Raw genomic sequence first — 11,921 nt, forward strand, 5'->3', positions numbered from 1 at the left:
TGGTCCAGGTCCTATGAAATCAAAACTTACCGTCAGCACGGCCATCCTCTCCATCATCGTTCTCGCAGGCGGCCTGATGGCCGCACTGGTCAGCCTGCTGCTCTATTCGCATTCCGTGCGCGATGACATGCAGCGGCGCGTTGCCGGGATTGAGGAGATCTATCTGAACCTCGACAAGATCGAGCTTGAGTTCCTGAAGGCCCGGCGCGCCGAAAAGGATTTCCTGCTGCGCCGGGATGAAAAATACCTGTCCCGCCACGCCTCAACGATGACCCGGATTAAGGAGACTTACGGCTCTCTTGGCCGTCAGATGCCGGCGGTGGCCGAATTGTCCGGCGCCGCCCTGCAGCTCAAGGACATCGGCGCCGCGATTGACGCCTATGAGGCCAGCTTTATCGCGCTGGCCGGCAGCAACAGGCGGCTGGGGCTGGACGAGAACAGCGGCCTGGAGGGAGAGCTGCGCACGTCGGTCAAGAATGCCGAGGCCACTCTGGAAGCGCTGGATCAGCCGGTCATGCAGGTGAAAATGCTGATGATGCGGCGGCACGAGAAGGACTTCATCATGCGCCAGGCGCCGAAATACCTGGACCGGCTGAACGCCCGCGTGGAAGAGTTCCGCGCCTTCCCGGCGAGCTATTACACCAGCGCCGCCCAGCAGAAGGAAATCCTGGGCCTGATCGGCGCCTACCAGGCGTCCTTTGCCGCCTATGCCGGGGAATCGCTGAACGAACAGCAGCTGCGCAAGCAGGTGTCGGGCCATTATGCGGATGCCGAACCGCTGCTGGCCGCCATCCACGAGGAGGTGCGCGCCCTGCGGGATGAGGCGTGGGCCAGCGGCGAAACGGTCAGCGCCGAGGCGCAGACCAACGCGCTGCGGGCGGGCATCGGCGGTTCGCTCCTGTTTGTCGCGGTGGCCCTGCTCCTGGCCCGCAGCATCGCCCGGCCGCTTAAGCAGACCGATACCGTGCTCAAGAAGATGATGCAGAACGACTTCACCCCGGAGATCCCGAAATCCGGCATCCGCGAGATTGCCGCGATTGCCCAGGCCGCCGGCGCCTTCCGCAAGGCAGAGGCCGCCAAGCAGCAGCTCACCCGGGAGATAACGGAAGTGATCGCCGCCTGCGGCGAGGGCGATTTCTCGCGCCGGATCGCTGACACCGGCGACGGCGGCCAGGACGGCAGCCTGGGCCGCGGCGTGAACGCCATCGGGGAAGTGGCCGGCAAGGGCCTGGGCGATGTTCTCAAGGTGCTGGACGCGCTTGCCGAGGGCGACCTGACCCGGCGGATGCCGGCAGGCCAGAAGGGCGTGTTCAAGAATATCGCCGGGGCCATCGACAACCTGGCGTGCAGCCTTGAGGATGTGGTCGGGCAGCTGGCCGGCAGCGGCAGGATGCTGAACGAGACCTCGCAGGAGATCGCTGCGGCGGTCGCCGATGCCTCGCACCGCGGCGAATCCTCTGCCGCCGCGCTGGAACAAACCGCGGCGGCGCTGCAAACGGTCCGCGACACGGTCCACGATACCGCCGCCAGCGCCCAGGACGCCCGCCAGTTCGTCAACGACGCCCAGACCAAGGCGGAAGCCACCCGGGAGGTCGCGGACAAGACGGTCGCCGCCATGCAGCGCATCAAGGAATCCTCGGACGCGATTTCCAAGATCACCGGCCTGATCGACGATGTGGCCTTCCAGACCAACCTGCTGGCGCTGAACGCCGGGGTGGAGGCCGCGCGCGCGGGCGAAGCCGGGCGCGGCTTTGCGGTCGTCGCCTCGGAAGTGCGGGCGCTGGCGCAGCGGTCTTCAAGCGCGGCGCAGGAAATCAGCGCATTGATCAGCAGCAGTCAAAGCGAGGTGACCGGCGGCGTCGAACTGGTGGATGAGGCAGGCAAAGCGCTGGCCGCGATCCTGGAGACCGTGACCCGGGCCGCCGAAAAGGTGAACGAGATCGCCGAGAACACCACCGAGCAGGCCAACGGCATTTCCGAAGTCAGCGCGGCGATCGAGGCGCTGGACAAGGATTCCCAGCGCAGCGCCGCCATGCTGGAGGAAACCGCAGCGGCCGGCCAGATGCTGCGCGACGAGGCGGGCAACCTGGCGCGGGCGATTTCCGGCTTCCGGCTGGAGCCAGCGGCCCCTGCCGGTGCGGACAGGGCACCGGAACGCGCACCCGCTGCACAGGCCGCATAGAACGCCCGCGCAAGGGGGTGGCTGGACAGGTCACCCCTCCACTGGCGGCACGGCCCGGCGGTAGAGATGCCATGTGGTATGGCCAAGGATGGGCAGGGTGAAGATCAGCCCCAGAAACGCCGGAACCAGCGACACCAGCATGGCGGCTGAAATGATCGCCGCCCAGCCTAGCATGACCAACGGGTTTTCCGTGACCACGCGAATGGAGGTGATCATCGCAGACACGAAATTGGTCTCCCGGTCCAGCAGCATCGGCATGGCGACAACGGTCACCGAGAACAGGACTGCCGACAGGAAGGCGCCCACGCAGGTGCCGACCGCAAGAAAGGCCCAGCCCTGCGGCGTGAAGAAAACGGTGTTCATGAACCCGTCGAAATCCGAGAAGGACGCATCCTTGAGGAGGATCGCCAGCCACAGCCGGACCTGGTAAATCCACACCCAGAAAATGAACAGGGTGACAAAGGCCATCCAGCCCAGCTCGCGGTTGCGCTGATCGGCCGCCACGGTGAGGATACCGGACCAGCTGAAGCTTTCTCCCCTCTGCCGCCGGCGCGACATTTCATAAAGCCCGGCGGCGGCGAAGGGCGCGACCAGCGGAAAGCCCACCGCGGCGGGAATGATCATCCAGATCGCGCCGAGCCAGACCAGGCACCAGACAAACAGGATTCCGAAAACCGCATAGAACAGGCCGAAGAAGCCGCTCATGAAGGGGTGCGCGCGGAAATCGGAAACCCCGGCCTTCAGCGCCGCGGCGATATCGCCCGCAGTCACCTTGTTGACCTTTGGCACGAATTGCGGCGGCGGCTGCAGCTTGTCCGGCGGCGGGGGCGCTGCGGTCTTGGATGTCATGACACACTCCTCCCAAAGCATGGCACCGCGCCGGCCCGCTTGCCCGGAAACCCGGCGCTGGACCCGGCGGTGAAACAGGCATCCCTCCTCCGCGTGCAAGTGTGCATCAGGCAAGGCTTTGCGGCAAGGGGCCGCAAGGCAGCCAAACCCGCGCGGCAAACCCGGCCCCCTGCCCCGACACAGCCCCCCGCAACGAAAAAACCCCCGCCGGTCTCCCGGCGGGGGCTTTCATTTCTTGGCAGTCGCCAGACTTACCAGTCTTCGCGGACCACGACGCGGGTCTTGACCGGCAGCTTCATCGCCGCCAGGCGCAGGGCCTCGCGGGCGACTTCGTCGCTGACGCCGTCGATCTCGAACATCACGCGGCCAGGCTTAACCTTGGCTGCCCAGTAGTCCACGGAGCCTTTACCTTTACCCATACGGACTTCGGTCGGCTTCGAGGTCACCGGAGTGTCCGGGAAGATACGGATCCAAACACGGCCCTGACGTTTCATATGGCGGGTCATGGCGCGGCGGGCAGCCTCGATCTGGCGTGCAGTCACACGCTCAGGCTGGGTTGCCTTCAGGCCATAGGTGCCGAAGTTCAGGTCGGAACCGCCTTTTGCCAGACCGTGAATCCGGCCCTTATGCATCTTGCGGAATTTAGTGCGCTTTGGCTGAAGCATCTCAAATCCTCCTTAGCGACGGCCGCCACCGGCACCACGGGGTGCAGGGCCGTCCTGGATTTCTTGTGCTTTACGGTCACGCGCCGAAGGATCGTGCTCCATGATCTCGCCTTTGAAGATCCAGACCTTGATCCCGATGATCCCGTAGGGGGTCATCGCTTCGGAGTGTGCGTAATCGATGTCGGCACGCAGGGTGTGCAGCGGCACGCGGCCCTCACGGTACCATTCGGTACGCGCGATTTCCGCTCCGCCCAGACGGCCTGCGACGTTCACCCGGATACCCAGGGCGCCCATGCGCATGGCGTTCTGAACCGCACGCTTCATGGCGCGGCGGAAGGACACACGGCGCTCCAGCTGCTGGGCGATGGACTCGCCGACCAGCTGGGCGTCCAGTTCCGGCTTGCGCACTTCAACGATGTTGAGGTGCAGCTCGGAGTCGGTCATCTTGGCCAGCTTCTTGCGCAGGACTTCGATGTCCGCGCCTTTCTTGCCGATGATGACGCCCGGACGGGCGGTGTGGATGGTGACGCGGCATTTCTTGTGCGGGCGCTCGATGATCACGCGCGCAATGCCTGCCTGCTTGCACTCTTCCTTGATGAACTCGCGGATTTTGATGTCCTCGAGCAGCAGATCACCGTAGTCTTTGGTGTCGGCGTACCAGCGGCTGTCCCAGGTGCGGTTCACCTGAAGGCGCATGCCGATCGGATTGACTTTCTGACCCATTAGGCTTGCTCCTCAACTTGACGCACCTTGATGGTGATCTCCGCGAACGGCTTCAGGATTTTGCCGAACCGGCCACGGGCACGCGGACGGCCGCGCTTCATGGTCAGGTTCTTGCCAACCCATGCCTCGGCGACGATCAGTTCATCGACGTCCAGGTTGTGGTTGTTCTCAGCGTTCGCAATGGCGGACTGAAGGCATTTCTTCACGTCCTGCGCAATCCGCTTGTTGGAGAAGGTCAGGTCGGTCAGCGCCTTTTCGACTTTCTTGCCGCGGATCATCTGCGCCACCAGGTTCAGTTTCTGCGGCGAGGTACGGAGCATGCGCAGTTTTGCCATTGCTTCGTTGTCTGCCACGCGGCGGGGGTTCTTTTCCTTGCCCATGACTTACTTCCGCTTCGCTTTTTTGTCTGCGGCGTGGCCATAATAGGTGCGGGTCGGCGAGTATTCACCGAACTTCTGACCGATCATGTCTTCCGAGACGTTGACGGGGATATGCTTCTGGCCGTTGTACACACCAAAGGTCAGGCCGACGAACTGCGGCAGGATGGTGGAACGGCGCGACCAGATCTTGATCACTTCATTGCGGCCCGATTCACGCGCTGCTTCGGCCTTTTTCAGGACGTAAGCATCAACGAAGGGGCCCTTCCATACGGAACGTGCCATGGATTAGCGGCCTTTCTTCTTGGCGTGGCGCGAGCGGACGATAAGCTTCTGCGACGCCTTGTTTTTGTTGCGGGTCCGTTTGCCCTTGGTCGGTTTGCCCCAGGGGGTCACCGGGTGGCGCCCGCCGGAGGTCCGGCCTTCACCACCGCCGTGGGGGTGGTCGATCGGGTTCATCACGACACCACGCACGGAAGGACGCTTGCCCTTGTGGCGCATACGGCCGGCTTTACCGAAGTTCTGGTTCGAGTTGTCCGGGTTCGACACTGCACCGACGGTGGCCATGCATTCCTGACGCACCAGGCGCAGTTCGCCCGAGGACAGGCGGATCTGGGCGTAACCACCGTCACGGCCAACGAACTGAGCGTAAGTACCGGCTGCACGGGCGATCTGGCCGCCTTTGCCGGGCTTCATTTCGATGTTGTGAACGATGGTACCGATCGGCATGCCCGAGAACGGCATTGCGTTGCCCGGCTTGATGTCTGCCTTTGCGGAGGCGATGACCTTGTCGCCGACAGCCAGACGCTGCGGGGCCAGGATGTAGGCCAGCTCGCCGTCGTCATACTTCACCAGGGCGATGAAGGCCGTCCGGTTGGGGTCATATTCGATGCGCTCGACGGTTGCGGCGACATCAAACTTGTTCCGTTTGAAGTCCACGATCCGGTACAGGCGCTTTGCACCGCCACCCATGCGGCGCATTGTGATACGTCCGGTGTTGTTCCGGCCGCCCGTTTTGGTCAGGCCCTCAGTGAGGGATTTGACCGGACGCCCTTTCCAAAGCTCCGAACGGTCGATCAGAACCAGCCCACGCTGGCCCGGCGTCGTCGGTTTATACGACTTGAGTGCCATGCTTTCTGTCTTCCGTTTAGCGTGCAGGCCCTTAGGTTCTTGTCTTTGGACCCGCTATGTTTAAGGCCCCCGGAGGTGCCTGAGTTATAGGGCCCCGAAGGTCCCCAGGTTCGAACATCCTGACAAACGTAACGACCCCGGAACGAATCCGGGGTCTGCAGGATTGGTGCGACTTAGCAGAGGTGTTTGGGGGAGTCTAGCTGCTTTTCTGTCATCATTGCAGCGAGCGATTAGCTTAAGACCCTACAAGTTATGGGTACTGCCATTCGACAGAGTTGTAGTTCATCGCTGCGCCTTACTCTACTGCATAGAGATAATCACGCCAGCGGGGCTTCTTCATGCCTCTTCGCGTATCTTCGTCGTCATACTTCCTTATGTCTGCCTCCAAACGCCCAACAGCTTCCCTTTCTTGCTGATAGCGTTCCAGAGCAGCCTGATAACTTACACGAACAGCTTGCAATTCTCGACTGATTTCAAAGTACCCCCCGTAACGTGGCACTTCTTCGTCGGTGCAGCCTACAAACTGCAAAGCTAAATACGTACAGACGAGCTCACCTTCGGTGTAAGCGCCCTCAATGTTTTCATCCATAAAGTATGGCCCGATTGTAACAAACGTTTTGCGAGGGAAATATCCGATGCACGCATTGTTAATCAGACCTTGCAAAATCATATCCGGATGAAGGCAAAGGACCTCCGACATCGACAGCAAGTCAAAATTCCGGTCATACAATCCAGATAGGCCATGTCGCCAATCGACATCAGCGTTACACTGCGTGAAGCCATTAAGAAACCGGTACATTTCTTCAAAATCAACGCCCAACTCGTGTGAAACTAGCCCCGCTAGCTTTCGATCGATAGCAGGCAGATTCAAAGCCAACATGTCATCAGGCCGCTCATCCAACGATCTCCACTCAACCGTGATCCCTAATTCGCCACCCAATTTTGGCACATAACTTTTTTTCATATCCAGGTTCCAAAACTCTTCAGAAACAATTCTCCAACTACTTATGAACATGGTCAAAATTATGTTCTGGCTTAAGAACTTCCGCGTTTCCCCGACAGAACAAGGTTGCGCCTGTTCACGTCGTCCTGTTTTCAAGAGGCGCGCCAGCGCTGTCTCGAGGGGTGGCGCTCTCACCATGGCGTTTGTCAGTTTATCCCGGCCAAATCCGTAGAAGCTCACCGACAGGCACACCACCCGCCAAGTAGCGCCGCCCCATGGGGGCGGGTCATGCCGGAGGCATGCTTTCAGCATGACGCTGGCGCGGCGGCCTGCGGCCTTGATCCCGCGCCTGGGAGCGAGATCGCAGCTCAGTGCTTTGATGGCCGTTGCGCACCCACCGCACGCAGGGCTTCGCGGATCTTAACCGGCAGCGGCTATAACCTTGAGGCCGAGCTGTTCCAAAGGACCCCGCCATGCCCCACAAGCCCCACAAGCCCCCTGTCCCAACGAAAAAGGCCCCCGCTTGCGCGAGGGCCTCTCAATCTTGTCAAAAAGGCAAATCTCAGAGTCCGGTGGACACGTCGATGGTGTTGCCTTCTTCCAGGGTCACATAGGCTTTTTTCACGTCCTTGCGGCGGCCGATCTGGCCGCGGAAACGCTTGACCTTACCCTTGGTGACGGTGGTGTTGACCGCTTTCACCTTGACGCCAAAGAGAGCTTCGACAGCTTCCTTGATCATCGGCTTGTTGGAGTCGATTGCCACTTCGAACACCACTGCGCCGTTTTCGGACGCCATGGTGGATTTCTCGGTGATGATCGGCTTGCGGATCACGTCGTAGTGTTCTGCCTTCACGCTCATTTCAGACGAGCCTCCAGTGCTTCGACACCTGCCTTGGTGATCACCAGGGTGTCACGCTTCAGGATGTCATAGACGTTGGCACCGATGGTCGGCAGGATGTCCAGACCTTCGATGTTGCGCGACGCTTGCAGGAAGCCTTCGTTGACCGATGCGCCGTCGATGATCAGCGCGCGCTTCCAGCCCAGGTTTTTCACCTGCTTGGCCAGAGCTGCGGTCTTGCCTTCGGCAGCCGCGTCCTCGATGATGACCAGCTCGCCCGCTTTGGCTTTGGCGGACAGCGCGTGGCGCAGGCCCAGCTTGCGGAACTTCTTGGTCAGCTCGTGGCCGTGCGACCGGACAACGGGGCCCTTGTAGATACCGCCCTTGCGGAAGATCGGCGCGTTGCGGTCACCGTGGCGTGCGCCGCCGGTGCCCTTCTGGCGGTAGATCTTCTTGGTCGAGTAGGAGGTCTCCGAGCGGGTCTTCACCTTGTGGGTGCCCTGCTGCGCGTTGTTGCGCTGCCAGCGGACCACGCGGTGCAGGATGTCCGCACGCGGCTCCAGGCCGAACAGGTCTTCGGACAGCTCGATGTCGCCAGCCTTGCCGCCGTCGAGTTTGATCACGTCAAGTTTCATGCTTCACCACCTTCCGCGGAAGCTTCCGCAGTTTTCAGAGCGGCCGGGAAAGGCAGACCCTCGGGGGCTTTCTTCTTCACGGCATCCTTGACGGTAACCCAGCCGGATTTCGGGCCCGGAACGGCGCCCTTGATGAATACCAGGCCGCGCTCGGCGTCGGTTTTCACCACTTCCAGGTTCTGGGTGGTCACGCGGGCTGCGCCCATGTGGCCGGCCATTTTCTTGCCTTTGAAGACCTTGCCCGGGTCCTGACACTGACCGGTCGAACCGTGCGAACGGTGCGAGATCGACACACCGTGCGAGGCGCGCAGGCCGCCGAAGTTGTGCCGCTTCATGGCACCGGCGAAACCTTTACCGATCGAGGTGCCGGTCACGTCCACTTTCTGGCCAGCCAGGAAGTGTTCGGCCGAGATTTCGGCACCGACTTCGATCAGCGCGTCAGCGGGGACGCGGAATTCAACCAGCTTGCGCTTGGGCTCAACCTTGGCTGCTGCGAAATGGCCGCGCATGGCTTGCGAGGTGCGCTTTGCCTTGGCGGTGCCTGCACCCAGCTGAACGGCGGTGTAGCCGTCTTTGTCTTCGGTGCGCTGCGCAACAACCTGCAGGCCGTCCAGGTGGAGAACGGTCACCGGGATCTGCTTGCCGTCTTCCATGAACAGCCGGGTCATGCCGACTTTCTTTGCGATAATACCGGAACGCATAATCTATACCCTCCGATCTTACGACTGCAGCTTGATTTCGACGTCAACGCCGGCGGCCAGGTCGAGCTTCATCAGCGCGTCCACGGTCTGCGGGGTCGGGTCGACAATATCGAGAAGGCGCTTGTGGGTGCGGATCTCGAACTGGTCGCGGGATTTCTTGTCAACGTGGGGGCCACGCAGAACAGTGAATTTCTCGATCTTGTTCGGCAGCGGGATCGGGCCGCGCACTTGGGCGCCGGTCCGCTTGGCAGTGTTGACGATTTCCTGGGTGCTGGCATCCAGCACGCGGTAGTCAAATGCCTTCAGCCGGATACGGATGTTTTGGCTTTGCATCGTATAGCCTTATTCTAGGCGTTGGGGTTGAGAGGAGGGCCCGCGCTCACCGCAATCCCTCTTCGAACCCAAAAGGCGGGAATCATCCCGCCCCTATTCGCATCAGCGAACTTGCGCCCTATACGCCCTGCGGGCCCTAGTGGCAAGGGGTTTCGCCACGAAACGGTTGCGTTCAGGGCGTACGGCGGGTTTGGGGGTTGTTAGGGGAGGTTAAGGGTACCTTACGGCGGGTAGATTGCCTGCCCGACACTTGCTAGGGAATGTCGGGGAGCAAGGAACAGAATTTCGATAGCATCTGGGAACAAGAAGTTAATTGTTCTTTCCCGCTTCGGCGCTCGCTGCCGCAATAATCCTTTGAGTATTTGCATTCGCCTCTTCTAGTGATCGCGCGATACGCGGCCACGACGCGAAAGCCTCATGCAGCAACTCCTCCCGCCGGACAAATGCCTTCGTCAGGTACGCGGCCTGCAAGAGTTGTTTGTCATCCATCTTGATGCCTGATGCTTCGCCCATAGCCGCAAGCAACTCTGCCTGCTTTTCTCTCGCCGCATGGGCGAAAATGCGGCTGTTTTGTCGCTCCGCAGCTTCATTACTTACATGTGCGATCAGAGAATCCCGCTTCCTCAAGACATTCGGGCTGTCAGAGAAAACTACCTCTATGGAGGAGACAGCCGCTTGGTACTCAGGGTTAGCTGGAGTTAACCAACTATTCAGCATCCTGAGAAGCAACTGTTCTTTAGCCTCTTTTGTTTGCAGGCACCGCAACGATGGCTGTAACGGTCGAAACGACTAGGCTGAGAAGGCCTACTGTAATTTCATTCATCCGATTTCCCCGGCTAGGTTGACCGGTGAAACGTCATGGGATTCACCGCAACTATTCAAGCCAAAACTGGATAAGACCGCCCGGACGCCGCGCGTTCGGGCCGCGCCCGGCCAGCCCGGAGGGCGGGCGCGATTAGCATCGCACCCGGAGCTGGCGCTCCCTGCGGCCTCAAAAGCTCCACTGGAGCTTTTGCAAGACGGCCTCCGGCCCCTGGCCGGTCCCTGCCCTGTTCTGAGGTTACGGGAAGAGGCAAGGTGGTGGGCGTGTCCAGTGTTCCAAAAGGGTGGGCAGATTGCCCCCCTACAGGAGCCGTGCGCCACACAGAAAAAGGGCCGCTCAATCGAGCGGCCCTTTCTGTAATCAGAACCGTGTGGGCTCTCAGCGGTTTCCTAGCGAAAACCGCCTGCCGCCCACCGTTTCAAAATCATTATTCAATGATTTTGGAAACAGTCTTAGTGCGCGCGTCTCGGGATCATCGCGTTCAAACAAAAAGGGCGCCGCAAGGGCGCCCTTTCCGTTCGAACATTCGCTGACGCGAATTACTCGATGATCTTCGACACGACGCCGGCGCCGACGGTGCGGCCGCCTTCGCGGATGGCGAAGCGCAGGCCGTCTTCCATCGCGATCGGCGCGATCAGCTCAACGCCGAACTTCAGGTTGTCGCCCGGCATCACCATCTCGGTGCCTTCCGGCAGGGTCACGGTGCCGGTCACGTCGGTGGTGCGGAAGTAGAACTGCGGACGGTAGTTCGCGAAGAACGGGGTGTGGCGGCCGCCTTCTTCCTTGGTCAGGATATAGGCTTCGGCTTCGAACTTGGTGTGCGGCTTCACCGATTTCGGCGCGCACAGAACCTGGCCGCGCTCAACGCCTTCACGGTCGATGCCGCGCAGCAGCGCGCCGATGTTGTCGCCCGCTTCACCGCGGTCCAGCAGCTTGCGGAACATTTCCACACCGGTGCAGGTGGTGGTCTGGGTGTCGCGGATGCCGACGATCTCGATCGAGTCGCCCACGTTGATCACGCCACGCTCCACACGGCCGGTCACAACGGTGCCGCGGCCGGAGATCGAGAACACGTCTTCGATCGGCATCAGGAACGGCTGGTCAACCGCACGTGCCGGGGTGTCGATGTACTCGTCGACAGCCGCCATCAGCGCCTTGATCTTCTCTTCGCCGATTTCCGGATCACGGCCTTCCATCGCCGCCAGCGCGGAGCCCGCGATGATCGGGATATCGTCGCCCGGGTAGTCGTAGGACGACAGCAGCTCGCGGATTTCCATTTCGACGAGCTCCAGCAGCTCTTCGTCGTCGACCTGGTCAACCTTGTTCATGAACACGACCATCTTCGGGATGCCAACCTGGCGGCCCAGCAGGATGTGCTCGCGGGTCTGCGGCATCGGGCCGTCAGCGGCGTTCACAACCAGGATCGCGCCGTCCATCTGGGCAGCACCGGTGATCATGTTCTTCACGTAGTCGGCGTGGCCGGGGCAGTCGACGTGCGCATAGTGGCGCGCTTCGGTCTCATATTCCACGTGCGCGGTGGAGATGGTGATGCCGCGCGCTTTTTCTTCCGGTGCGCCGTCGATCTGGTCGTAGGCTTTGAAGTCACCGAAGTATTTGGTGATCGCTGCGGTCAGCGTGGTCTTGCCGTGGTCAACGTGGCCGATGGTGCCGATGTTGACGTGCGGTTTATTACGTTCAAACTTTTCCTTAGCCATGATGGC

14 protein-coding genes are annotated in these 11,921 nt (G+C 61.1%); 1 reads left to right on the plus strand and 13 read right to left on the minus strand.

Annotated elements, in window-relative coordinates:
* The first annotated feature begins 13 nt into the window (after positions 1–13).
* The gene (locus tag DAEP_RS0112630) at positions 14–2,182 is read left to right on the plus strand and encodes a methyl-accepting chemotaxis protein (RefSeq protein WP_027244907.1); all 2,169 of its coding nucleotides are present in this window, start codon (positions 14–16) and stop codon (positions 2,180–2,182) included.
* Positions 2,183–2,212: 30 nt separating this feature from the next.
* On the opposite strand, the gene DAEP_RS0112635 is transcribed toward DAEP_RS0112630, so the two are convergent.
* The 13 genes from DAEP_RS0112635 to tuf all read right to left on the minus strand — a co-directional run bounded on the left by DAEP_RS0112635 (position 2,213) and on the right by tuf (position 11,915).
* Positions 2,213–3,031 (minus strand): DUF2189 domain-containing protein, encoded by an 819-nt coding sequence (locus tag DAEP_RS0112635; RefSeq protein WP_008554877.1) that lies wholly within the window; start codon positions 3,029–3,031, stop codon positions 2,213–2,215.
* Between the two features lie 251 nt (positions 3,032–3,282).
* Positions 3,283–3,696, minus strand: coding sequence for a 50S ribosomal protein L16 (rplP, locus tag DAEP_RS0112640; RefSeq protein WP_008556156.1), 414 nt, complete (start codon positions 3,694–3,696; stop codon positions 3,283–3,285).
* Positions 3,697–3,708: 12 nt separating this feature from the next.
* Positions 3,709–4,419, minus strand: a complete 711-nt coding sequence (gene rpsC / locus DAEP_RS0112645; protein WP_008557825.1) for a 30S ribosomal protein S3 — start codon at positions 4,417–4,419, stop codon at positions 3,709–3,711.
* Positions 4,419–4,799, minus strand: a complete 381-nt coding sequence (gene rplV, locus DAEP_RS0112650; protein WP_008557868.1) for a 50S ribosomal protein L22 — start codon at positions 4,797–4,799, stop codon at positions 4,419–4,421. The genes rpsC and rplV overlap by 1 nt, the downstream gene beginning before the upstream one ends.
* Before the next feature lie 3 nt (positions 4,800–4,802).
* A complete protein-coding gene (gene rpsS / locus DAEP_RS0112655) occupies positions 4,803–5,081 on the minus strand; it encodes a 30S ribosomal protein S19 (protein ID WP_008554066.1) in 279 nt (92 codons plus the stop codon).
* Between the two features lie 3 nt (positions 5,082–5,084).
* A complete protein-coding gene (rplB, locus tag DAEP_RS0112660) occupies positions 5,085–5,927 on the minus strand; it encodes a 50S ribosomal protein L2 (protein ID WP_008557344.1) in 843 nt (280 codons plus the stop codon).
* Between the two features lie 295 nt (positions 5,928–6,222).
* Complete coding sequence (locus tag DAEP_RS0112665) at positions 6,223–7,110, minus strand: hypothetical protein (protein ID WP_154665056.1); 888 nt, start codon at positions 7,108–7,110, stop codon at positions 6,223–6,225.
* A 322-nt stretch (positions 7,111–7,432) separates the two neighbouring features.
* Positions 7,433–7,729: a 50S ribosomal protein L23 gene (locus tag DAEP_RS0112670; protein ID WP_008554554.1), complete on the minus strand. Its 297-nt coding sequence runs from the start codon at positions 7,727–7,729 to the stop codon at positions 7,433–7,435.
* Positions 7,726–8,343 carry a 50S ribosomal protein L4 gene (rplD, locus tag DAEP_RS0112675; RefSeq protein WP_008553333.1) on the minus strand — a complete coding sequence of 206 codons (618 nt, stop codon included), beginning with the start codon at positions 8,341–8,343 and terminating at the stop codon, positions 7,726–7,728. The genes DAEP_RS0112670 and rplD overlap by 4 nt, the downstream gene beginning before the upstream one ends.
* Positions 8,340–9,044: a 50S ribosomal protein L3 gene (gene rplC / locus DAEP_RS0112680; RefSeq protein ID WP_008557460.1), complete on the minus strand. Its 705-nt coding sequence runs from the start codon at positions 9,042–9,044 to the stop codon at positions 8,340–8,342. Before rplC ends, rplD begins: the two co-directional genes overlap by 4 nt.
* Before the next feature lie 18 nt (positions 9,045–9,062).
* Positions 9,063–9,377 carry a 30S ribosomal protein S10 gene (rpsJ, locus tag DAEP_RS0112685; protein WP_005621947.1) on the minus strand — a complete coding sequence of 105 codons (315 nt, stop codon included), beginning with the start codon at positions 9,375–9,377 and terminating at the stop codon, positions 9,063–9,065.
* A gap of 309 nt (positions 9,378–9,686) precedes the next feature.
* Positions 9,687–10,142, minus strand: coding sequence for a DUF6680 family protein (locus DAEP_RS0112690; protein WP_342665823.1), 456 nt, complete (start codon positions 10,140–10,142; stop codon positions 9,687–9,689).
* Positions 10,143–10,739: 597 nt separating this feature from the next.
* The gene (gene tuf / locus DAEP_RS0112695; RefSeq protein ID WP_008555140.1) at positions 10,740–11,915 is read right to left on the minus strand and encodes an elongation factor Tu; all 1,176 of its coding nucleotides are present in this window, start codon (positions 11,913–11,915) and stop codon (positions 10,740–10,742) included.
* Positions 11,916–11,921 lie beyond the last annotated feature (6 nt).

It is taken from the genome of Leisingera daeponensis DSM 23529 (genome assembly GCF_000473145.1).
In the GTDB taxonomy this organism is placed as follows: Bacteria; Pseudomonadota; Alphaproteobacteria; order Rhodobacterales; family Rhodobacteraceae; genus Leisingera; species Leisingera daeponensis.

Bases quoted from the DNA above. Each gene is read 5' to 3' on its own strand.
- DAEP_RS0112630 (WP_027244907.1), top strand. From the start codon at position 14: ATGAAATCAAAACTTACCGTCAGCACGGCCATCCTCTCCATCATCGTT.
- DAEP_RS0112635 (WP_008554877.1), bottom strand. From the start codon at position 3,031: ATGACATCCAAGACCGCAGCGCCCCCGCCGCCGGACAAGCTGCAGCCG.
- rplP (WP_008556156.1), bottom strand. From the start codon at position 3,696: ATGCTTCAGCCAAAGCGCACTAAATTCCGCAAGATGCATAAGGGCCGG.
- rpsC (WP_008557825.1), bottom strand. From the start codon at position 4,419: ATGGGTCAGAAAGTCAATCCGATCGGCATGCGCCTTCAGGTGAACCGC.
- rplV (WP_008557868.1), bottom strand. From the start codon at position 4,799: ATGGGCAAGGAAAAGAACCCCCGCCGCGTGGCAGACAACGAAGCAATG.
- rpsS (WP_008554066.1), bottom strand. From the start codon at position 5,081: ATGGCACGTTCCGTATGGAAGGGCCCCTTCGTTGATGCTTACGTCCTG.
- rplB (WP_008557344.1), bottom strand. From the start codon at position 5,927: ATGGCACTCAAGTCGTATAAACCGACGACGCCGGGCCAGCGTGGGCTG.
- DAEP_RS0112670 (WP_008554554.1), bottom strand. From the start codon at position 7,729: ATGAGCGTGAAGGCAGAACACTACGACGTGATCCGCAAGCCGATCATC.
- rplD (WP_008553333.1), bottom strand. From the start codon at position 8,343: ATGAAACTTGACGTGATCAAACTCGACGGCGGCAAGGCTGGCGACATC.
- rplC (WP_008557460.1), bottom strand. From the start codon at position 9,044: ATGCGTTCCGGTATTATCGCAAAGAAAGTCGGCATGACCCGGCTGTTC.
- rpsJ (WP_005621947.1), bottom strand. From the start codon at position 9,377: ATGCAAAGCCAAAACATCCGTATCCGGCTGAAGGCATTTGACTACCGC.
- tuf (WP_008555140.1), bottom strand. From the start codon at position 11,915: ATGGCTAAGGAAAAGTTTGAACGTAATAAACCGCACGTCAACATCGGC.